Origin of the sequence: Reyranella sp., from assembly GCF_965228225.1 — a bacterium.
In the GTDB taxonomy this organism is placed as follows: Bacteria; Pseudomonadota; Alphaproteobacteria; order Reyranellales; family Reyranellaceae; genus Reyranella.
In genome coordinates, this window is record NZ_OZ245801.1 from 975,295 (window position 1) to 995,924 (window position 20,630).

Genomic DNA, 20,630 nt, shown 5'->3' on the forward strand with positions numbered 1-20,630 from the left:
CCATGGCCCTCACGAATATCGGCCGCAAGGTGACCCATGCCGGAAACGGCAGCGCCACCGTATTTCCCTATGACTTCCCGATCCTGAGCGACGCGCATCTCTCGGTGATCCTTACCGACGTCGCGGGCGTCGAGACGACCTTGTCACCGTCGCTCTATGCCGCCACCGGGGTCGGCACGCTGGGCGGCGGCGCGGTCACCTATCCGCTCGCCGGGGCCGGCCTCGCCGCCGGAACGAAGCTCACCATAGTCCGCACGGTGCCCTACACGCAGACGACCGTGCTCTCCAACCAGGGCGGCTACTATCCCGAGGTGGTCGAACGTCGCTTCGACGAGATCTACATGGCGATGCAGCAGCTCGCCGAGATCGTTGGACGCACCACCGTCGGCAGCATCAGCGACCCGGCTACCGAGCAGAGCAACTATGCGCTGATCCAGTCGCTGCAGGCATTTCGCGGCGACATCGACAAGCTGACCACATCCGGCGACCTGCTGACGCGCGACGGCAGCGGCTATAAGCGCCTGCCGCGTGGTACGTCAGGCCAGTTCTTGGGCATCAGCGGCGCCGACGCGGCCTGGCAGACACCGGCCTATCCGGCCTTCTCGGGCCGCCGCCAGACGGTGAGCTCCGGCCCCGTGACCGCGGGCGGCCTGCCGAACTTCCTGCCCGCCACGACGGGCACGCTCACGCTGCAATCGACCAACCTCTCGCCGACCTATCCGATGGTCGCGACGGCGGCGGCCGGCTGGTCGGCGGCCACCGGCGCGCCGGTCGACACGATCGGGGTCGCCACCGGCCCTCTCACCTGGACGGGCCTCGCCGCCAACCGAGCCGCTGCGACGCCGAATTTCCTCTACGTGACCGTTGCCGGCGGCATCCTGACGACCGGCAGCACGCTCTTGCCCCCCGTCTACCAGCTCGGCGGCACGCCTTCCGTGACGAACGGCCAGTTCACTTTCAACATCGCCGAAATGCGTGGCTATCTCGGCACCGGTACGAGCGCCCCCCAGGTGAATCTCGTTATGGTGGGGGAGGCGGCGACTGACAGCACGAGCGTCGCTAGCACGGTCGGATACGCCTTTAATGCGCGGTACGATTCAGGCTATTCGGCTACTCTGCCCGCGGTCAACACTTCGACTTCAAGGAGCCACTACCTCGGGGTCGTTCCGCAGATTGGGGACTTCCGGGCACAGTGTGCGTCAGCGGATGCCGGGTACTCTATCGGAGATGAAATCGGTGGCAGTTCGCTATGGACAGATGACGGGGCGGTCAACACGGCACTAACGTTTCGTGTGAGTCGAAACGATATGGGTGTCATTGTGAGCACCAACGTTGTTGTATTGCACAAGACCACCGGCGTACGCACAATCTTGGTTCGCAATCGCTGGCAATGGCGCCAGATCGCGGAGCGCGGCTGGTGATCAGTCTGCTGCCCGCTCGTGAAATCGATGCGCGCGAACTGGCGCCCGTGTTGCGCCGGGAGGATCAGGCGGAAGTGCTCGCACTGCTTGGGCCCGTCCATCTGGTCGACGGTCCGGCTGAGAGCCTTCTAGAGGGGCTGGCCTCCGCGCGTGAGGCCTGGACGGCGCGCGATGCCGGGGGGCGAATCATCTGCATGGCGGGTGTATCGCGGATGAGCCTCATCGGTTCGACCGGGGTACCGTGGCTTCTCGGCTCAGACCTCGTGACCGTGTACCGACGGGCGTTCCTGGTCGAAAGCCGCCGTATGGTCGCCCGCTGGCTCACCGTGTTCGGAGTGCTGCGAAACGTCGTCGATGCGCGGTACGCGACGGCACTCCGCTGGATGCGCTGGCTCGGCTTCGAGATCGGCCCGCCCTTCGCACTGGCGCACGGCCTGTTCCACCGCGTGTCCAAGGAGGCGGCATGAACGTGCAGATGAGCACTGTCGCCGAGTTGGAGCGCGATCCGGGCCTCGCGGTCCTGCTGGCAGAGTATGCCGCCGAATCGTCGATTGCGGGTATGCCGCCGCCGGCGGCCAGGATGGAGAGCTACCGCGAACTTGAGGCTCGCGGGCTGCTGAAGGTGCTGAGCGCCACTTGCGACAAACGCCTCATCGGCTTCCTCACCCTGCTGGCGCCGGTGCTGCCGCACTATGGCGTGGCAGTGGCCGTCAGCGAGAGCTTCTTTGTCGCCCGTGCCCATCGCGGTACCGGCGCCGGGCTGAAGCTCTTGCGGGCAGCAGAGGTGCTGGCACGCCGTCTGGGCTCTCCCGGTCTCCTGGTCAGTGCGCCGTTCGGGGGCGATCTCTTCAAGGTGCTGCCGCGCGTCGGCTATGCCGAGACCAACCGCGTCTTCTTCAAGAAGGTGAGCGATGACTGACCTTGCACCTCCCCGCATCCACATAGCGTCCATGAGCGCGGCCGCGATCGACAGAGTGCGGCAACTCGAGAGCTTTGCTTTGGCATTGCCGCAGGTCGCCATCGGAACGGACCACGTCTTTCATGCCGGCGTCTACGCGCGCACGATAAAGGTGCCGGCGGGCGTCATGATCACCGGCGTGCTGATCAAGATTCCGACGCTGCTGATCGTGCAGGGCGACGCCATTGTACACGTCGAGGGTGGCCCCCGCGAACTGCACGGATACAACGTCGTGCCGGCCGGTGCGGGCCGGAAGCAGGCCTTCGTGGCACTGACCGATACCCACCTCACGATGATCTTCGCGACCGATGCGGTCGACGTGGACGCTGCCGAGCGGGCCTTCACGGACGAACTCGACAAACTCATGACACGCAGGGGGACAGCAACATGTCAGGCATGAGCACGGCCGCCCTCATCTCGCTCGGCCTATCGGCCGCCGGCACGGCGGTTGGCTTCGCGGGCCAACTCCAGCAGCAGCAGGCTCAGCAGAAGACGGCGGCGGCCGCCGCCGCCCAGGCCGTCTATCAGGCGCAGGTCGCGCGCCAGAATCAGGAGGTGATGAACCGGCGGGCGGACGACGCCCTTCAGCAAGGGCGGATCGCGGAGGAGACCAGCCGCCGGCTCACCAGTCAGCGGATCGGAGCCCAGACGGCCCGCTTGGCCGCGCAGGGAACCGACCTCGAGGGCAGCCCCACCGACATACTGGGCGACACGGCCGGTGCGGGTGAGGCTGACGCCCTCGCCGTGCGCGCCAAGGCTGCGCGCGAAGCCTATGACTACCAAGTGGCCGGAGTCGGCTACGGCAACACAGGAATCCTCGAAACCGCCCGCGCGCTCAACGCGGTCAACAGCCCGACCTATCTAGGCGCTGGTGCGTCCCTTCTGTCGGGCGCATCGACGCTTGCGGACAAGTGGCGGAACTTCCAGCTCAACCAAGGTGGACGGGTATAATGGACGCACGCTGGCTCGACCAAATTCGGCCATGATCCGGTTTAGTCGCGTCCCCGTCCTATTGACCTCTCATATCCAGGTAGGCGTCCCTGAGCGGGTTCATGCATCCGGAACGTTGACTTTTTTCGCTGCGACGACGACACGTGCAGGATGCCGACAGTTTCCCGCCCGCCATGGACCTCTCCCAGCTACCGACCGGACATCGATGGTTTGCGGGCGATATCAGTTATCGCAGTGATTTTATTTCATGCCTTCCCTGAGAACCTTAGGGGGGGCTTCATCGGCGTCGACGTGTTCTTCGTCATATCCGGCTACTTGATCGGCGGACTTATAACGCAAGAACTGGATGCCGGCACTTTTAGCTTCCAGACCTTCTACGCGCGACGGATCCGGCGCATTCTTCCAGCACTAGTTGTCGTCGTTCTGTTTGCCTTGCTTGTTGGCTGGAACAGTATGTTTCCGCCCGAATTTTTGCAACTTGGCAGGCACATCGCAGCAGCAACGTTGTTCATCTCTAACTTCGCGTTACTCAGCGAAGTGGGTTACTTTGATATGGAGGCCCATACCAAGCCTCTGTTGCATCTTTGGTCTTTGGCGATTGAGGAGCAGTTCTATCTCATATGGCCGCTCTTCGCGTGGACCTTGCGGAAGCAACGACTGCTCTTCCTTTTTTTGACTGTTGGAGTAGCGGCGTCGTCGTTCTCTTTAAGTGTCACTGAGGCTGATCCGTCAGTCGCCTTCTATTCGCCACTGACTCGGGTTTGGGAGCTGGCGATTGGAGTGCTGGCAGCACAAATGCCGCGTGAAGTTGTTGATCGCTGGCTTAACGCGGGCTCTTCTCGGCAAATGCTCGGCGTACTGGGGCTAACCGCGATCGTTGTTGCGGCTATTATGACCGACGCCGGTTCTTTTCCTGGATGGTGGCCCTTATTGCCTGTGCTTGGTGCGGCACTGGTAATACTGGTTGGCCCGCTGAGTTTTACAAACCGGCGAATCCTTGGGTCCCGCCCTATGGTATGGATTGGGAAAATTTCCTACCCGTTGTATCTCTGGCATTGGCCGCTGTTTGCCTATGCATGGCTCGCCTACGGCACCAAGCCTCCCGCAGAGGTGCGGTGGATGCTGTTAGTCGTGAGTTTCCTTTGCGCGTGGCTGACTTATGTATTCGTGGAAAAGCCGATCAGATTTGGAGCATCACGCCTCCAGCCGGTTCCCGTGTTGTGTGGGCTCATGCTGATTCTTGGACTGGCAGGAGCCTCGATCGTAAGCTTGCACGGCCTTCCCGACCGAAGTGTCGCGCTGATCAATCGAGCGCTCGCTTATGACCTGCGTGTACCCACTGATAGCAGAACTTCGAATGGCACTTGTAAGGCGAAGTACGGGATCGACACGGGGGATTCGTTTGTTTGCTTCGTAAACTCGACCTCCCCACGAATCCTTGTAGTCGGCGATAGCGTATCCATGGCTTTTTACTCAGCGATCCACGCTCATCTGCTTGAGGAGCGAGCGGCTTTTGTAGGAGCGCACAGCTTCAACTGGGCTCGTTCAGCCTGCTTGACTCCCCATAATCTCGATCGTTGGATGGCCGGACCTGAGACGTGCCAGGTTGTTATTCGCACAGTCCTAGATATCTTGGCACGTGAAGCGTCCATAGAAGTCGTCGTCATTCCGACCTATTCACGCAACCCATTCTTTACTGAAGAGGCAACGCTAAAAGCCTTTCACCAGAAAATTGAGGAACTTGGCCGAAAGGTTGTTTACGTTCTGTCTGTGCCTCAGTTCGGCAATCCACCGGGCGGTTGTCGGCCACGCCAGCTTTCTCTACTTGGAATGGACATCACTCGTCCGGGCAATATAGATTCCTGTCGTCAGTTGCGTTCTCAGTTGGAGCCCGATCTGTTGCGCCAACGCCAAGTATTTCAGACGTTGAGCAAAGCAAGCGCTGGATCGCGACTTTTCGATGCCTTCGAACCGTTCTGCCAAGCCGAGGAATGCTATCAGTCAGACTCGCTTGGTCCCCTTTACTGGTCATGGGCCCACATTAACGAGCGCGGTAGCAGTTTAGTCTTGCGTGACTTTTTGCCGTGGGTGCACGCTGAGGTCCTTTCCCCGGAACATCCTCGCTAGACTAAGATTTTAGCAGTCTCTGCAGCAGAGTCCTCTTTCGGGATTGTTGTTCGAGAGCTGAGGCTAACTGGCTATTCTTCTCACGAAGATATTCGACCTGCGCCGTGAGCCGCTTTATGGCCATCTGTTCTGGATGCCTCGCCCCAGACGGCATCGGAGGCGGTAAGAATGATCGTTGAACTTCGCTATAACGTGCCCAAGCCTCGGGCGTTACGAACACATCGCCACCCCAATGGGCAGGGCTTTGGGAGCCTACCCAAGCTGGAGCATAGCAAATGTGAACTGTTTTTCGAACGCGATCCATGACGTTCGGATAGCCTCCGTGACGGAGGTTTTCGGTAAAGAACAGGGCATCTCCGGCGGCCATTGGCAGTGGAATCATGCCCGGCTCTTGGAGCGGATCCTTGCCGTAAGGTGATTGAAAATTAGACTTGTGTGATCCCGGTACAATGCATAGTGGCCCATTTTCGACAGGCACGTCGTGCAGGGCGTACAGCACACGAACGGCAAGAAGATCGAAATGGCGATTCGTGCTGCCGTCGGAATTTGGCGGTACGAACGTGTAGCGATTGCGCGAGTCAATCGGTCCGCCCATATGAGTCCCTGTAATATTCCCGCGATGTCGATAGCGGAGCTCAGAGCTGACGATCCTTAGCGGTGACTCAGCGAGTTCGCGGACATACTCCAAAGTTTTCGCATGTCCCACAAAGAGGTCGAATGCGGGATCAGAATTCAGGAAGTCGTCAACTACGTACTGTGGGCCTCCCCCACCGTGATTGGCTTCATATGTACTCGTGCCCAGCTCTGCATCGTAGTGATACTCTGTACGCGTGTTAAGGCTGTCGTACTTCGGCTCATCGTGTACGGTAGACACGAAGCGATGTTCTAGCGCTTCCATGGCCGACAGGGCCTGCGCGACTTCCTGCTGAGTTAGAAGACCGGTCACGTGAAGGTATCCGTGCAGGTCGAAGTGATAACGCTCGCGATCGTCCATCCCGTGCTTCCTTGTCATATCCGACCGGTGTTCAATGTGACCTCGTCGATGCGACGCGGCAATTGACCACCTGACATTCGTTTATCGACATAACTCTGTTGGCGGCCAAAACTCGCGGCAATGCTTACTGCGATTTTCGATCAAACTCCATGAGGAGGCGGTTGACGTATTGATCGCGCGGCGTGCCGCGGAGATGGGTGGGTACAAAGCGAATACCCAAGGGACCTCTTTCAAGGTCGGCTGAATTGGTGTTTGGACCGAGGCCGTAGCGGGCCCATATCACGAGTCGGTCCGTGCGGGTTGGGACGATGCCGCGATGCAGAGCGAGTGTGTTCACCAGGAACATCGATCCGGCAGGACCGGTTAGTTGCACCGCGGCATTCTTGAAGTGTTGCTCGCAGGCGAGCGAAAAATCCTCACCCATATCGTCCACGAAGCTACGCTCAAGGTCCATTTTCGAGCGCCAGAACGGAATACCTTTGATCAGCTTCTTCATGCCTTCGAGAGAGTGCGACTCGGGCACGACCTCGTGCGGTCCCCCATCGACAGCAACGTCCGTGAGGTAAATGAAGAGTGTGACGAACCGCCAGTCGTCCGTGTCGCGGTGAAAATACTGTACGTTCGTCATTTCCGGCCGGGGAGCGACGAACGACCACCAAGCGTTGACTGAATATAGAGTCGGCACGCATCCGAGATAAGATTCGATCAAATGGAGGAGGCGCGGGTCGTTCATGGTGTCGATCAAGCCAGGGGCCCGAATGACCGATTCGGCCGAATAGGCGGCCAGTGGGAAGTCCTGCCGAGCCGCAGCCAGAGATTTCGCCCGTCCGTCGAACGACAAGGCATTGGCGCCCTTGTGAACAGGCTGATCGTCGAAATACCGGCGCAACTCGTCGACATTGGACAGGGTGATTGGGACCTGGACGTGCGAACGGTCCCGCAAATTGGCTGCAAGGCCGTCGAAGTGGCCGGGGGGCGATTCTTCTCGAAGGTGGCCCTCGATCCCCTGACGGTCGCGCACGATCTTCTCGGCGAACTGGTCCCATTGATGCTTTGGCAGGCTGCGCCTGATCACCGTGAGGGCCCGCGCGGTGAGGTCGGTGTAGACGGTCATGCGAATGTCTCAGTTGAAGAAGGTGCTCGCTGGGCCGCCGCCAAGCTCGCTTGAGTAAGGGATGGTGCGCACATTGGCTGGAATGGCCTGGATCTGTTCTGGATCGAAAACATAGTTGTGGCGGACGAGGCGATCGCAACCGGAAATGTGGAGATAGCAGTTGATCGACCAGAACACGCGCATTTCGAAGACCGGATAGTACATCTTGTCTATGCTATTGTCTCCGATCCCCAGTTTCCCGAACAGATCGCGACGGACGAAGATGGCATTCCAGGTCGTGGCGGCTGCCAGTTCGTAGCCCAGCGCCGTGGCGAGTTCGATCAGGGCGCTCAGGGAGGCGCCATCGTTCTTCGCTGCACTGTCTTCCTGGACGAAAAGCACATCGTTGGGTATCGTCGGATTGAAATCGATCATGACGACGCGCGGGCGATATCCTCTCAGGTTCGCCCACAAGTGGTAGTCATTGCCCTCGACATCGATGCAGAGGAAATCAATCTCGGTCGGCGCGGAAGCGCTCGCAAGCAGGTTGCCGAGGCTATTGGAGCCCGTCGAGGCCACCTTTGCATTCACCGTTCTGACTTGTTCCGACCCCCGATAGGTATTCTCGAGCTTCCGATAGGCGGCGGCATCGCTCTCGATCATCAACCCGGACCAGCCTCGATCACGTATGAGTGCGAAGGTATTGGAGAAGCGGACACCGTCGTTTGCTCCGACTTCGACGCAGTAGCTGCTGGCTGCGCCCAGCGTTTCGAACAGATGTGCGAGAATGCCGTCTTCGCCGCATTCGGAAGACACGTTGTTCTGGAAGTCCAGCAACTGATTGGATGGAATCCTGGCACGGTCCAGACGGCCGGCATTCTCTTCCAGAAAGCTGTTCCTGTAAGTCAGTCGGGGTTGGAAGACGCGGAGGCCTTCCGGCAAGACCTGAATGTCTGCGTCCGATACATGGATGCGCTTGATCTCCCCGTTTCGGTCGCGTTGATGGCGCCAGATCAATTCCCGATTGCCGGCCAGGAAGAGGGTGCCGTCGTAGCTCTGAAACAGTCGAGTGTTCGCGAATGACCGAAACATTCCCCGAGGGGAATTGTCGCGGATCTCGAAGAGGGATGCGTACTCGTGGAGTACGAAAAGCGCGTTTCCACCAACGACGGCTATGAGATCGTAGCCTTTTTGGTTGCCGAGTTCGCAGACGGCTGAAAGGGAAGCCGACGAAGGTCCCAGCGCGACCGGATCCTTTACGTAGTAGATCTCCGGCGGGCAAAACTCGCTGAACTCGATCATCACGACCTTGGGACGGTACCCCTGCAGTGACTTCCAGATGTGCCAGTCGTTGCTGTCGATATCGATGACGAGGAAATCGAAATCCCTGGGTAGGGGAGTCCGTGCAAGCAGTGCGTCAAGGGATTTTGGACCCTCTATTTCGATAAATTCATTGATGCAGTGGACATCCGGCAAGGCGGAGGAGTTCTCGACGAGCTTTGCGAAAGCCGTTTTGTTGGCTTCAATATAGACGGCCTTCCAACCGCGATTGTGTACGAGGTCCCATGTATTGGCGTTGAACTCGCCGTCCCAGGCACCGAATTCCACGCACCAGCCAGCGGCTATCTCCAGCCGGTCCAGTATGTGGGCAATCACGCCATCTTCCCCGACCTGCGACGTGATGGATTTGGCGTGGCGGATCAGGGGATTGTTCCGCTCGATCCGCTCTCGCTCGGCTGTCTCGTCCGGGTGAATCACTTCCAGGCGGCGCTTGCCGGTGCGAAAGCGTGCCAAGTCGGGCCGAAAGAGACGATCCACCCACCGCAAGACATTATTAATCACGCCAACGTTCTCCCCTGGATGGCAGCAGCCTCAAGCTCGCCGTGACACGTGACGAGCCCCATTGCGTGAGCCAAAAACCTAGCGGGCATGCCACTTTTGGCATCCTTCGTACAGGGGGCGGATACCAGGGGAGGGCAAGAGCGTGAGGCCCAACTGTATTGAGCCCGCCCCAGTCGGTCCTTCGCAACGTCATGCCCGTTTGGACGTTGCTGACGCACCAATTCCAATGGTGCGGAGATCTCAATGGGCCTGCTCGACGTCTTGACCGGAATGCGCAACGGCCCACGAGGCGGCACCAGCGGCGGGGGCGGAATGTCGCCCGTCATGATGGCCTTGCTTGGCCTCCTTGCCTATAAGGCCGTCAAGGGCTTCTCGCCCTCCGCAATTCCGCCGGCGGCGGGCAAGCCCGGCGAGGCGCCGACCGGTGCGGGTGGAGGGCTGGGCGATATTCTCGACCGGCTCGGGATGGGAAACAGTCCGCTCGCACGCGGGTTGGGAGCGAGCGGCCTCGGCGGCATCCTGAGCGGCGGGCTGGGCGATCTCCTCAAGCAGTTCCAGGGCGCCGGCAAGACCGACGTCGCCGAATCCTGGGTGAGCACGGGCCAAAACAAGCAGGTCGCGGCAGAGGAGCTGAGCGAGGTTCTCTCGGAGGATCAGATCGCCTTCTTGATGGAAAAGACGGGATTGTCGCGCGAGGATCTGCTGAGAGGTTTGGCCGACGAGCTGCCCAAGGCCGTCAACGAGCTGACGCCGACGGGCCGCCTGCCGTCCCCCGGCGAAATCGACAAAGCGATCTGAGGCCCCGATGCTCTGGATCGTCGTCATCGGCTTCGTGGCCGGTATCATCGCGCGGCTGATTTCCTCGGCGCCGAACAAGCCCGCAGGTTTCCTGCTCACGACCCTGCTGGGCATCGCCGGCGCCTTCGTCGCCACCTTCATTGGCCAGGCGGTCGGGTGGTACCGGGCCGACCAAGGAGCGGGCTTCATCGCGGCCACCTTGGGCGCGCTGGTCGTGCTGTTCATCTGGAACAGATTCGCGGCACGGCGGGCTTAGCAGGGGCGGCTTTCCCCAGGGAGCTTCCAGTAGCCGGCCTCAGATCGGGCGTGTCGCTTCGTCGAGCCAGGCGCGGGTTGCTTCGTCGACGGCCGGGCCCACGGTCTCGCGCACTCGCCGGTGATAGTCGTTGAGCCACTGCCGCTCGGCCTCTGTCAGCAGCCCGGGCTCGACGCAGGCAAGGTCGATGGGCGCCAGGGTCAGGGTCTCGAATTCGAGGTAGCGGCGGTCGGCGCCCTCGATCTCGGCCTCTTTGACGGCCACCAGATTCTCGATTCGGATGCCGTAGGCGCCGGTCTTGTAGTAGCCGGGCTCGTTGCTGACGATCATGCCGGGCTGCAGGGCGACTGAATTCGGCATCTTGGAGATGCGGTGCGGTCCCTCGTGCACCGAGAGATAGGCGCCGACCCCGTGACCGGTGCCGTGGTCATAGTCGAGGCCGACCTGCCACAGCGCATGGCGTGCCAGCACGTCCAGCTGTGAGCCGGTGGTGCCCGCGGGGAAGCGCGCGCCGGCGAGCGCGATATGTCCCTTGAGGACGCGGGTAAAGCGGTCGCGCATCTCGGGCGAGGGCGTGCCGACGGCGACGGTGCGGGTGATGTCGGTCGTGCCGTCGCGATACTGCCCGCCCGAATCCACGAGGTAGAGGCTGCCGGGCTCGAGCCGGCGCTCGGTCGCCTCGGACGCCCGGTAATGGACGATGGCACCGTTGGCGCCAGCGCCCGAGATGGTGTCGAAGCTGAGGTCGCGCAGCTGGCCGGTTTCCTCGCGCAGCGCCTGGAGCCGGTCGGACACCTCGATTTCGCTCAGCCGCCCCGTCCTGGATTCGTGGTTGAGCCAACCCAGGAAGCGGCTGACGGCGGCACCGTCGCGACGATGGGCGGCGCGAATGCCTTCCAGCTCGACCGCGTTCTTGCAGGCCTTGGGCAGCGCGATCGGATCGGCGTCGCGGACCAGGGTCGCGCCCGCGCCCTGCAGCCGGGTCGCCGCCCAATAGGGCGCCGTCGAAGTCTCGACCAGGACGCGCTTTCCGAGCTTGCCCAGCAGGTCGAGCGCGCCACCCAGCTCGTCGGGCGGCGCCAGGGTCACGGCATTGCCCAGCCAGGCCACCGTCCGGTCGGGGATCTTGCGGCGGTCCATGTACAGATCGACATGGCCGTCGCCGTGGACCAGAGCGAAGCCCAGGGCGAACGGCGTGCGCGGGACGTCGCCGCCGCGCACGTTGAGCAGCCAGGCGATCGAATCGGGCGCGGTGATCAGCGCCACGTCGGCGTTCCGGCCGGCCAGAATGGCGGCGATGCGGGCGCGCTTGCTCTCGCTGGTCTCGCCGGCGAACTCCACCGGATGCGGCAATACCGGCGCCAGCGGTGCCGGCGGCCGCTCGCGCCACACCGCATCGACCGGGTTGGACTCGACCGGCACGAAGCTGCCGCCGGCCCGCTGGCAGGCGCGGGCGAAGCGATCCTGGCCATCGACGGTCTGCAGCCAGGGATCGAAGCCCAGCCGGCCGCCCTTGGGCAGGTTCTCGGCGATCCACTGCTCGGCCGACTGCTCGGGAACCTGGTGCGGCACGAAGGCGGCGACGTCGACCTGGTCGCGCACGGCCAGGGTGTAGCGGCCATCGACGAAGATGGCCGCGCGGTCTGCGAGCACGATCGCGAGGCCGGCCGAGCCGCTGAATCCTGTCAGCCATCCCAGCCGCTGGGAGCCGCGCGGCACGTATTCGCCCTGATGCTCGTCTGCACGGGGCACAACGAACCCGTCGAGCCCGCGGCGCTTCAGCTCGGTGCGCAGGTCGGCCAGGCGCGCGGCCGGCGCCGGGCTCGCCTGCAGCCCGTCATCGGCGGCTGCCAGCTGTGCACGCCACTTGGACAGTGCCGTGGTTATTTCGGCATCAGCTGCCGGATCGATCAGCTCGACCCATTCCGGCCCGGACAGGCTTTCGGGCGCGGCGGCTACGCCGCGCATCAGCTGGGCGAGCGAAGCAGGGTCGGTACCGCGGCCACGGCGGCGGAGGAGGGCGATTACGTCGTCGGGAGCGGTCGGCATGATGCCACGACCCTACGCGCGGCGATGGGTGCGATCAAACCGAGCAATTATATTTCGTTCGCAGCTGCGAAATGCTTGGGGTTGCATCGCCATGCGTTCAGCGCATATCGAACCTTCAGAGTCCGCACTTATTGTTGCGGCTCAAGGCTCTATATTTGCTGGGTGCAGTGCAGCATCGACTATCGCGCCGCACAATAGAAGGAGAGACTCATGATGACCCAGCCGATTCGGACCTTTAAGGATCTGACCAGCGAAACTGCGCCGGCGGGGGGAAACGCGAATTCCAAGATCAGCTTCACTCTCGACGATCGCCATCTGCTCGAGCTGCGCGCCCGTTACGCGCGTGCCGAATGGCTGGCGAATGCCTTGGGTGACGCGATCCTGTGGGTCGGCCGTCTGTACGATCGCGCCGTCGGCGGGATCAAGGCCGACCTCAAGCTGCGCGCCGCCGAGGCCCAGCTCCACCGCATGACCGACCGGGAACTGTCGGACCTCGGCCTGTGCCGGGCCGACATCACTTTCGCCATCCGCGAGGCCGCCGAAGGCGTCGCCCCGCGGTTCGACGATGTCGGCGGTCAGGTCACTGCGGCAAACCAGAATCTGCGCCGCGCGGCGTAGCCGATTGTTGAGTAGCGTAAGCGTAAGCGTAAGGGGGCCGGCGTAAGCCGGCCCTTTCGTTTTGAGCGTCAGCTCCGGCGCAGGACAAGGCTGCGCCACCAGGCGCCGCCTGTCTCGAGGTCGATGCGACGTTCGAAGGTGAAGCCGTATCGCTCGTAGCCGGTGAGGATGCCCGCCGCCTGCTCGACCAGCAGGCCGCTCAGGAGCACCCGCCCGCCAGGGCGTACCGCCGCGCCGAATGCCTCCGCGAGGTCGAGCAACGGCCCGGCCAGGATGTTCGCAACTACAAGGTCGTAGCGTCCGTGGCCCGCCAGCTCGTCGGCCTCCAGGCCCGCGGAGACGAAGAAGGAGCAGAGCTCCGGGACACCATTGAGCGCCGCGTTCTCGCGTGCGACCTCCACCGCCTCGGCATCGTTGTCGCCGCCCGTCACTGGCCGCTGCCACAGCTTCGCCATGGCGATGGCCAGGATGCCGCTGCCGCAGCCCACGTCCACGGCGTTGACCGTCTCCGCCGGATCGAGGGTCGCCAGCATCTCGAGACAGCCGCGCGTCGTGGCATGCGTGCCGGTGCCGAAGGCCAGGCCGGCGTCGATGCGCAACGGCAGCAGGCCTTCGGGGCGGCCGTCCATCACGTGCGACGGGTGCACCCAGAAGGGACCGACCGCGAAGGGACGGAAGGAACGCTGGTTTTCGGCCACCCAGTCGATGTCGGGCAGCGCCTCCCAGCCCCAGTGGGGTACGTCGAGGCCGAGCGCCCGCGCCGCGGCCTCGATAGCCGCTGCGACCAGAGCCTCGTCGCCCTCGCCGAATATGTCGATGCGCCAGGGACCGTCGCGCGAGACCTCGCAGCTCGCGACGATGAAGCCTTCCTCGCCCAGCCGCTCTTCCAGAAGGATTTCCCAGTCGGCGCGCTGGATGGCGGGTGCAACGAAGCCGGCCTTGCGTACTTTGCTCATGCTCATGCCGGAAGGAAGAGCATGCGTTGGGGTGGCAAGTCCACGCCGACCTGATCGCCCACGCTGCGCAACTCACTGCCGGACTGGAACGGCGTCTCGATCAGCACCTCGCTGTCGCCGATGCGCACGGCATAGCGGACGGTGGCGCCCAGGAATTCGCGATGCGTGACCGGTCCGCGCAGCGCGGCCCCTTCGGCCGATGTCAGGCCGGCATGCTGCGGCCGGAAGACCAGGCGCATGCCCGCCGGAACCGGCACGCCGGCGCGCTCGTCCAGAATGTTGGCGGATCCCAGGAAGTTGGCGACGAACAGGTTCGACGGGTTCTCATAGAGCTCCATCGGCGTGCCGACCTGCTGGACCGTGCCGGCGTCCATCACGGCGATGCGGTCGCAGATCGTGTTGGCCTCCTCCTGGTCGTGGGTCACGAAGATCGTGGTGAGGCCGAGCCGCTGCTGCAGCGACCGCAGCTCGCGGCGCACGCTGACCCGCATCTTGGCGTCGAGGTTCGACAGCGGCTCGTCGAGCAGCAGCACCTTGGGCTCGATGGCGATGGTGCGCGCCACCGCCACGCGCTGTTGCTGGCCGCCCGAGAGCTGGGCGGGACGTCGCTCGGCATAGGCCGAGAGGCCGACCAGTTCGAGCGCCTGGGCGACGCGGCGGTCGATCTCGGCCCGTGGCAGGCGGCGTTCCTCCAGCCCAAAGGCGACGTTCTTCGCGACGGTCATGTGCGGCCACAGCGCATAGCTCTGGAACACCATGCCGACATCGCGCTTCCACGGCGGGAGCGGCGCCACGTCCTGGCCGTCGAGCAGCACCTTGCCGGTCTGCGCCTGGGCGAAGCCTGCGATCAGGCGCAGCAGGGTGGTCTTGCCGCAGCCCGAGGGGCCCAGGAAGGCGAAGAACTCGCCAGGCCGGATCGAGAGGGCGACATCCTTCAGCACGTGGGTCGCGCCGTAGGAGAGGTTGACACCCGCGATCTCGATGGCCACGGCCCGAGCCGGCTTCGTCATGGTCATCTCCGTCATATGTCGAGCCCTCGGGCCCGCTGCGAGCGGTCGACCGCGAGCTGCGACAGCCACATGCAGATCGCCACGATGAGCACGGCGATCACGCCCAGCGCCGCGCCGGCGCCGCGTCCCGCCGGAGTCTGCATCAGCACGTAGAGCCCGTAGGCCAGCGGCGCATCCGAGTTCGACTGCACCAGGATCAGTACCGCCGACAGCTCGACCGCGGCCGTGGCGAAGCTGGTGACGAAGCCGGCAAGGAGCCCGCCCGTCATCAGCGGGATCACGACCCGCCGCACCGTGCGCGCCTTGGTGGCGCCGAGATTCTCGGCCGCCTCCTCCAGCGAGACCGAGATCTGCTGCAGGGCGGCATAGGCCGCGCGCAGCGCGTAGGGCAGGCGGCGGACGGCGATGGCCAGCACGATCACGATCCACAGTGTCGCGAGCGGCGTGCCGTCGGGCAGGTTCACGCCGTAGAAGGCGCGCAGATAGCCGATGCCCAGCACCACGCCGGGCACCGCGAGCGCGGTGCTGGCGGCCCAGTCGAGCCACTGCCGGCCGGCCAGGCGCGTGCGCAGCACGAGATAGGCGATGGCGCCTCCGATCACGACGTCGATGGTGGCGGCGAGGCCGGCATAAAGCAGCGTGTTCTTGATGTAGACCGAGCTGTCGCCCAGCACGCGCGTGTAGTGGGCCAGCGTGAAGCCGTCGGGCAGGGGGCTGTAGGACCAGACCGTGGCGAAGGACAGCAGCACCAGCCCGACATGCGGCGCCAGCACCAGCGCCAGGATGAAGATCACGACGGCATAGGCCAGCGCCTGTTCGCGCGGCCGCAGTTGGCGCCGCGCGAGGCCGCCGCCGCCGCGCTGGGTCGTGGCGTAGTCCTTGCCCTTCATGACCAGCGCCGTCGCCCACATGGTCGCCACCGCGACGAGGATGAGCACGACGGAGATCACGTAGCCCATCGGATCGTCGATGCCGATCGAGGTGATGCGCAGATAGGCCTGCGGCGCCAGCATCTCCTTGACGTTGAGCAGCAGCGGCGTCGCCACGTCGTCGAACACTTTCACGAACACCAGGCTGGCGCCGGCGATGTAGCCCGGCAGCGCCAGCGGCAGCGCGATGCGGCGGAACAGGCGCAGCCCGTGCGATCCCAGGTTCTGCGCGGCCTCCTCCATGCTGCGATCGATGTTGCGCAGGGCGGCCGACAGGTTGACCAGGATGAACGGAAAATAGTGGATCGCCTGCAGGAAGATGACGCCGTTCAGCCCTTCCATGAAGCCGATCTTGAAATCGAACCATTCGTCTAGCAGCAGATTCACCGAGCCGTTGCGGCCGAACAGCAACTGCATCGCCACTGCGCCGACGAAGGGCGGCATGATCAGCGGCAGGAAGCCCAGCGTCTGCACCAGCATGGCGCCGCGGAACTCGAAGCGTGTCGTGAGATAGGCCAGCGGCAGCGCCAGCACCGAGGCCCACACGACCGTCATCGCCGACACGTAGACCGAGTTCCAGAACGAGCGCACGAACAGGTCGGTGCGCCCGAAGTCGAGGAAGTTCACGAGCGTGAGCCCGCCGCCGCCCTTCTCGGTGAAGGCGACGTAGACGACGGTCACCACCGGCACGATCAGGAAGACGCCAAGAAACAAAGCAATCGCGAGGGCCAGTGCGATTTGCCCGGGGGAGCGTTGCATCTAAAACCTTTCCTCCCCTTCGCGGAGTCCGCGAAGGGGAGGTGCCCGAAGGGCGGAGGGGGCAAGGCAACACGGAGGATCTCGTCTGGGGCTCTCCCCCTCCGCCCTTCGGGCACCTCCCCCGTATGACGGGGGAGGAACGTTCACCTCAGTCATCGCGCCAGCTTCAGCGCCTCGTCGGCCTTGGCCTTGGCGGCAGCGTACTTCTCCTTGGCAAAGGCGGCCCATTGCTGCTCCAGCTCGGCCTGGCGCGCAGACTTCTCCTTACCGCCGGTGAAGGCCGCCTTGATCTCGGGCGAGGCGGCCTGCGCCGCGGTGATCGGCATGGCGGCGATCAGGTCACGCGCTTCCTTGGCCAGCGCGCGGGCCTGGGCGTTGTCCTTCTTCTTCAGCGCCGCATCGACCTCGTGCAGCACCTTGGTCACCGCCTTCAGCGGCTCGAGCTGGAAAGTGATGAGCTGGTCGAACAGCGTGTCGACAGCCGCGGTGCGCCCTTCCGACAGTTCGGCGTTGAAGGTCAGGAGACCCTGGAGGTTCTTGTCCTTGAAGGGGTTGGGATAGTCGGCCGGCGCTTTGGCATACGTCTCGGGACGCACCGGGAGGCGACGGATCGTCGGTTCGAGCAGGACTTCCTGGCCCACGGGCGACAGCAGGAATTCGATGAAGGCCTCGGCGCCGGCCTTGTTCGGCGCATTGGCGACGACTCCGACATTGGCCGGCACGAGGGTGGTCACCGAGGGGTACACGAACTTCACGGGAAAGCCCGCGCCCTGCGAGGAGAAGGCGAAGAAATCGATCACGATGCCGTAGCCGACCTGGCCCGAGTTCACGGCCTCCGGCACGCCGAACGAGCGGTCGGTCACGGTGCGCAGGTTGCCGGCGATGTCCTTGGTCATGCGCCAGCCCTTGTCCCAGCCTTCGCCCTGGAGGATCGTCTCGATCGTGAGGTGCGTCGTGCCCGAGCGCGAGGGCGCGGAAATCGACACATGGTCGAAGTAGGGCGCCTGCGCCAGGTCCTGCCACTCCTTGGGCGTCGGCAGCTTGTTGGCCTTCACGTAGCGCTCGTTCCACATGATGCCGTAGCCCGAGGCGGCGAAGCCGGAATAGAAGCCGTCCTTGTCGTTGACCGGATAGGAGCCGACCTTCTCGGCGATGCCGGTGGCCTTGGGCTTGTAGGGACTGAGCAGCTTCTTGCCCTTCAGCACCTCGAAGGCGTCGGGCGCGGACGCCCAGAAGAGATCGACCTGGTTGTTGCCCTTGGTCTCCTCGATGAACTTCACGCCGGCATTGGTGTTGCGGTTCTGCACTTCGAGCGTCGCGCCCGGCACGGCCTTCTCGAAGGCCTTCTTGATCGGGTCGGTGACGTCCTTGGAGAAGGAGGTGACCACCGTCACCTTGCCGGTCTGCGCGAAGCCGGCGCCGGAAGCGAGCACGACACCCAGGGCGGAGCCGAGGGCAAGGGCGGAGCGGCGGAACATGGGGTTTCTCTCCTGCGGTTCTTGATCAGGCGGCTTCGATGAAACTGTCGAGCACCTTCTTGGGGCCGGCTTTTTCGAATTCTATGTCGAGTTTGTTACCGTCGACGGCGACGATGAGGCCGTAGCCGAATTTCTGGTGGAAAACGCGCTGGCCGATGCTGAGATCGACCCGGTCGCCCTCCGTCGCGCGGCGATCGTCGATCGTCTCGTCGCGATAACGGCCGCGGCGGCCGGGAACGCCCAGGCTCTCATACTCGAAGCCGCTGGCCTGGTCGCGCAGGCCGCCATGGTGACCGGCCGAATAGGTGGCGTAGAGCCCGGCGTCGCTGCTCTGCGCCAGCTGGGCGGGCGGCAGTTCGCGCAGGAAGCGCGACGGAATGGCGGCCTGCCACTGGTTGAACACGCGGCGGTTGGCGGCAAAGGAGACATAGGCCCGCTTGCGCGCCCGCGTCAGCCCGACATAGGCCAGCCGGCGCTCTTCCTCGAGGCCGGCCTGACCCTTGTCGTCGAGCGCGCGCTGGTTGGGAAACAGGCCTTCCTCCCAGCCCGGCAGAAAGACCGTGTCGAATTCGAGCCCCTTGGCGGCATGCAGGGTCATCACGCTCACCATGTCGGTGTCGTCGCGCGATGCCATGTCGGTGAGCAGCGCCACATGCTCCATGAACGCCTGCAGCGAATCGAATTCCTGCAGGGCGTTGACGAGCTCCTTCAGGTTCTCGAGCCGACCTTCCGCCTCGGGCGAGCGGTCGAGGCGCAGCATGTCGGTGTAGCCGGATTCGTCGAGCATGGTCTCGACCACCTCGACATGGCTCATGCCGTCGAGCATTGCCCGCCAGCGCTCGAAGTTGCGGATCAGGTCGCCCAGCGACTTGCGCGGGCGCGCCTTCAGCTCGTCGGTCTCGAGTGCCCGCCGCGTCGCCTCGAACAGCGAGATCTTCTGCGTGCGCTGGATCAGCCGCAGAGTCCGCAGGGCCGATTCGCCGAGACCCCGGCGCGGCGTATTGTAGATGCGCTCGAAGGCCAGGTCGTCGTCGTGCTGGATGATGACGCGGCAATAGGCCAGCGCGTCGCGGATTTCCTGGCGCTCGTAGAAGCGCGGGCCGCCGATGACGCGATAGGGCAGGCCCATCGTGATGAACCGCTCCTCGAACTCGCGGGTCTGGAAGCCGGCGCGCACCAGGATGGCGATCTGCGCGAGCTTGTGCTTGTCGCGCTGCAGCGCCTCGATCTCCTCGCCGATCGTGCGCGCTTCCTCGTCGCCGTCCCAGACACCGCGCAGCGAGATGCGCTCGCCCTCCTTGGTGTCGGTCCACAGCGTTTTCCCGAGCCGTCCCTCGTTGTGGGAGATCAGGTGGGAGGCGGCAGCCAGGATGTGCGGCGTCGAACGATAGTTGCGCTCCAGCCGGACGATGGTGGCGTTGGGGAAATCCTTTTCGAAGCGCAGGATGTTGCCGACCTCGGCGCCGCGCCAGCCGTAGATCGACTGGTCGTCGTCGCCGACGCAGCAGACGTCCTGCGTGCCCTGCGCCAGCAGCCGCAGCCAGAGATACTGCGCGACGTTGGTGTCCTGGTATTCGTCGACCAGGATGTGGCGGAAGCGGCGATGATAGATCGCCAGGATGTCGGGATGCGTCTGCCAAAGGGTCACGCAGTGCATCACCAGGTCGCCGAAATCGACGGCGTTCACCTCGCCGAGGCGCTCCTGGTACTGGCGGTAGATGTCGGCGGCGCGGCCGCCTGCGAAGTCGCCGGCCTCGGCGCCCGACACCTTGTCCGGCGTCAGCGCGCGGTCCTTCCAGCGCTGGATGATCCCGGACAGGATGCGGGCCGGCCATTTCTTGTCGTCTATCCCCTCGGCCTGCAGCAGCTGCTTGATCAGCCGCGTCTGGTCGTCGGTGTCGAGGATGGTGAAATTGCTCTTCAGCCCGATCAGCTCGGCATGCCGGCGCAGCACCCGCACGCCGATCGCGTGGAAGGTGCCGAGCCACATACCGTCCGCCGCGCCGCCGATCAGCTTCGCCACGCGGTCGAGCATTTCGCGAGCCGCCTTGTTGGTGAAGGTGACCGCGAGGACCTGCGACGTCCGGGCCTGGCCGGTGAGCAGCAGATGGGCGATGCGCGTGGTCAGCACGCGAGTCTTGCCGGTGCCGGCGCCGGCCAGGACCAGCAAAGGGCCGCCGGCATGGGTGACCGCCTGACGCTGCTCGTCGTTCAGCCCGTCGAGATGGGCGGTGGACGTGACGGCCCGCCGCGCCGGCACGGTATCGGCCGGAACGGGGTCATCGGTGATTTCGAACGGATCGGCGGGGGGCGCCATGCACCGTCATATAGCAATCGCGACGGCGGACGCCTATCTTTGAGACTGTGGACGCGCATTGTGCGCGGCGGAGG

The 20,630-nt window shown here is 64.0% G+C and carries 18 protein-coding genes; 9 read left to right on the forward strand and 9 right to left on the reverse strand.

Annotated features, from left to right (window positions below):
• The first annotated feature begins 2 nt into the window (after nt 1–2).
• The 6 genes from ACO07K_RS04750 to ACO07K_RS04775 all read left to right on the forward strand — a co-directional run bounded on the left by ACO07K_RS04750 (nt 3) and on the right by ACO07K_RS04775 (nt 5,457).
• A complete protein-coding gene (locus tag ACO07K_RS04750) occupies nt 3–1,421 on the forward strand; it encodes a hypothetical protein (RefSeq protein ID WP_422034749.1) in 1,419 nt (472 codons plus the stop codon).
• Complete coding sequence (locus ACO07K_RS04755) at nt 1,418–1,888, forward strand: hypothetical protein (RefSeq protein WP_422034750.1); 471 nt, start codon at nt 1,418–1,420, stop codon at nt 1,886–1,888. The genes ACO07K_RS04750 and ACO07K_RS04755 overlap by 4 nt, the downstream gene beginning before the upstream one ends.
• Complete coding sequence (locus tag ACO07K_RS04760; protein ID WP_422034751.1) at nt 1,885–2,340, forward strand: GNAT family N-acetyltransferase; 456 nt, start codon at nt 1,885–1,887, stop codon at nt 2,338–2,340. Before ACO07K_RS04755 ends, ACO07K_RS04760 begins: the two co-directional genes overlap by 4 nt.
• A complete protein-coding gene (locus ACO07K_RS04765; RefSeq protein ID WP_422034752.1) occupies nt 2,333–2,779 on the forward strand; it encodes a hypothetical protein in 447 nt (148 codons plus the stop codon). Before ACO07K_RS04760 ends, ACO07K_RS04765 begins: the two co-directional genes overlap by 8 nt.
• The gene (locus tag ACO07K_RS04770) at nt 2,776–3,330 is read left to right on the forward strand and encodes a virion core protein, T7 gp14 family (RefSeq protein WP_422034753.1); all 555 of its coding nucleotides are present in this window, start codon (nt 2,776–2,778) and stop codon (nt 3,328–3,330) included. Before ACO07K_RS04765 ends, ACO07K_RS04770 begins: the two co-directional genes overlap by 4 nt.
• A 150-nt stretch (nt 3,331–3,480) precedes the next feature.
• Nucleotides 3,481–5,457 (forward strand): acyltransferase family protein, encoded by a 1,977-nt coding sequence (locus tag ACO07K_RS04775; protein WP_422034754.1) that lies wholly within the window; start codon nt 3,481–3,483, stop codon nt 5,455–5,457.
• A gap of 1 nt (nt 5,458) precedes the next feature.
• On the opposite strand, the gene ACO07K_RS04780 is transcribed toward ACO07K_RS04775, so the two are convergent.
• The 3 genes from ACO07K_RS04780 to ACO07K_RS04790 form a co-directional block, all read right to left on the reverse strand.
• Complete coding sequence (locus ACO07K_RS04780) at nt 5,459–6,451, reverse strand: phytanoyl-CoA dioxygenase family protein (protein WP_422034755.1); 993 nt, start codon at nt 6,449–6,451, stop codon at nt 5,459–5,461.
• A gap of 124 nt (nt 6,452–6,575) precedes the next feature.
• Nucleotides 6,576–7,565: a hypothetical protein gene (locus tag ACO07K_RS04785; RefSeq protein ID WP_422034756.1), complete on the reverse strand. Its 990-nt coding sequence runs from the start codon at nt 7,563–7,565 to the stop codon at nt 6,576–6,578.
• 9 nt (nt 7,566–7,574) lie between these two features.
• Nucleotides 7,575–9,386, reverse strand: a complete 1,812-nt coding sequence (locus ACO07K_RS04790) for a hypothetical protein (protein WP_422034757.1) — start codon at nt 9,384–9,386, stop codon at nt 7,575–7,577.
• Nucleotides 9,387–9,629: 243 nt separating this feature from the next.
• On the opposite strand from ACO07K_RS04790, the gene ACO07K_RS04795 reads away from it, so the two are divergent.
• A complete protein-coding gene (locus ACO07K_RS04795) occupies nt 9,630–10,184 on the forward strand; it encodes a YidB family protein (protein WP_422034758.1) in 555 nt (184 codons plus the stop codon).
• A 7-nt stretch (nt 10,185–10,191) separates the two neighbouring features.
• Complete coding sequence (locus tag ACO07K_RS04800) at nt 10,192–10,440, forward strand: GlsB/YeaQ/YmgE family stress response membrane protein (RefSeq protein WP_422034759.1); 249 nt, start codon at nt 10,192–10,194, stop codon at nt 10,438–10,440.
• 39 nt (nt 10,441–10,479) lie between these two features.
• Here ACO07K_RS04800 and ACO07K_RS04805 read toward each other — a convergent pair whose 3' ends face one another.
• Nucleotides 10,480–12,489: an aminopeptidase P family protein gene (locus tag ACO07K_RS04805; RefSeq protein WP_422034760.1), complete on the reverse strand. Its 2,010-nt coding sequence runs from the start codon at nt 12,487–12,489 to the stop codon at nt 10,480–10,482.
• A gap of 213 nt (nt 12,490–12,702) precedes the next feature.
• On the opposite strand from ACO07K_RS04805, the gene ACO07K_RS04810 reads away from it, so the two are divergent.
• Nucleotides 12,703–13,107 carry a DUF1127 domain-containing protein gene (locus ACO07K_RS04810; protein ID WP_422034761.1) on the forward strand — a complete coding sequence of 135 codons (405 nt, stop codon included), beginning with the start codon at nt 12,703–12,705 and terminating at the stop codon, nt 13,105–13,107.
• Between the two features lie 68 nt (nt 13,108–13,175).
• Here the strand turns inward: ACO07K_RS04810 and ACO07K_RS04815 are convergent, their stop codons facing one another.
• The 5 genes from ACO07K_RS04815 to ACO07K_RS04835 all read right to left on the reverse strand — a co-directional run bounded on the left by ACO07K_RS04815 (nt 13,176) and on the right by ACO07K_RS04835 (nt 20,556).
• Nucleotides 13,176–14,063 (reverse strand): 50S ribosomal protein L11 methyltransferase, encoded by an 888-nt coding sequence (locus ACO07K_RS04815; RefSeq protein WP_422034762.1) that lies wholly within the window; start codon nt 14,061–14,063, stop codon nt 13,176–13,178.
• Nucleotides 14,064–14,065: 2 nt separating this feature from the next.
• Nucleotides 14,066–15,073, reverse strand: coding sequence for an ABC transporter ATP-binding protein (locus ACO07K_RS04820; RefSeq protein WP_422034763.1), 1,008 nt, complete (start codon nt 15,071–15,073; stop codon nt 14,066–14,068).
• Nucleotides 15,074–15,084: 11 nt separating this feature from the next.
• Nucleotides 15,085–16,761 (reverse strand): ABC transporter permease, encoded by a 1,677-nt coding sequence (locus ACO07K_RS04825; RefSeq protein WP_422034764.1) that lies wholly within the window; start codon nt 16,759–16,761, stop codon nt 15,085–15,087.
• A gap of 152 nt (nt 16,762–16,913) precedes the next feature.
• Nucleotides 16,914–18,239 (reverse strand): ABC transporter substrate-binding protein, encoded by a 1,326-nt coding sequence (locus tag ACO07K_RS04830; protein WP_422034765.1) that lies wholly within the window; start codon nt 18,237–18,239, stop codon nt 16,914–16,916.
• 25 nt (nt 18,240–18,264) lie between these two features.
• Nucleotides 18,265–20,556: an ATP-dependent helicase gene (locus ACO07K_RS04835; protein ID WP_422034766.1), complete on the reverse strand. Its 2,292-nt coding sequence runs from the start codon at nt 20,554–20,556 to the stop codon at nt 18,265–18,267.
• Between the last annotated feature and the right edge of the window lie 74 nt (nt 20,557–20,630).

Excerpts from the sequence above, each read along its gene's own strand:
- ACO07K_RS04785 (WP_422034756.1), bottom strand. The coding sequence starts at position 7,565 with ATGACCGTCTACACCGACCTCACCGCGCGGGCCCTCACGGTGATCAGG.
- ACO07K_RS04810 (WP_422034761.1), top strand. The coding sequence starts at position 12,703 with ATGACCCAGCCGATTCGGACCTTTAAGGATCTGACCAGCGAAACTGCG.
- ACO07K_RS04760 (WP_422034751.1), top strand. The coding sequence starts at position 1,885 with ATGAACGTGCAGATGAGCACTGTCGCCGAGTTGGAGCGCGATCCGGGC.
- ACO07K_RS04805 (WP_422034760.1), bottom strand. The coding sequence starts at position 12,489 with ATGCCGACCGCTCCCGACGACGTAATCGCCCTCCTCCGCCGCCGTGGC.
- ACO07K_RS04825 (WP_422034764.1), bottom strand. The coding sequence starts at position 16,761 with ATGCAACGCTCCCCCGGGCAAATCGCACTGGCCCTCGCGATTGCTTTG.
- ACO07K_RS04770 (WP_422034753.1), top strand. The coding sequence starts at position 2,776 with ATGAGCACGGCCGCCCTCATCTCGCTCGGCCTATCGGCCGCCGGCACG.
- ACO07K_RS04775 (WP_422034754.1), top strand. The coding sequence starts at position 3,481 with ATGCCGACAGTTTCCCGCCCGCCATGGACCTCTCCCAGCTACCGACCG.
- ACO07K_RS04815 (WP_422034762.1), bottom strand. The coding sequence starts at position 14,063 with ATGAGCAAAGTACGCAAGGCCGGCTTCGTTGCACCCGCCATCCAGCGC.
- ACO07K_RS04765 (WP_422034752.1), top strand. The coding sequence starts at position 2,333 with ATGACTGACCTTGCACCTCCCCGCATCCACATAGCGTCCATGAGCGCG.
- ACO07K_RS04750 (WP_422034749.1), top strand. The coding sequence starts at position 3 with ATGGCCCTCACGAATATCGGCCGCAAGGTGACCCATGCCGGAAACGGC.
- ACO07K_RS04835 (WP_422034766.1), bottom strand. The coding sequence starts at position 20,556 with ATGGCGCCCCCCGCCGATCCGTTCGAAATCACCGATGACCCCGTTCCG.
- ACO07K_RS04800 (WP_422034759.1), top strand. The coding sequence starts at position 10,192 with ATGCTCTGGATCGTCGTCATCGGCTTCGTGGCCGGTATCATCGCGCGG.
- ACO07K_RS04780 (WP_422034755.1), bottom strand. The coding sequence starts at position 6,451 with ATGGACGATCGCGAGCGTTATCACTTCGACCTGCACGGATACCTTCAC.
- ACO07K_RS04820 (WP_422034763.1), bottom strand. The coding sequence starts at position 15,073 with ATGACGAAGCCGGCTCGGGCCGTGGCCATCGAGATCGCGGGTGTCAAC.
- ACO07K_RS04830 (WP_422034765.1), bottom strand. The coding sequence starts at position 18,239 with ATGTTCCGCCGCTCCGCCCTTGCCCTCGGCTCCGCCCTGGGTGTCGTG.
- ACO07K_RS04795 (WP_422034758.1), top strand. The coding sequence starts at position 9,630 with ATGGGCCTGCTCGACGTCTTGACCGGAATGCGCAACGGCCCACGAGGC.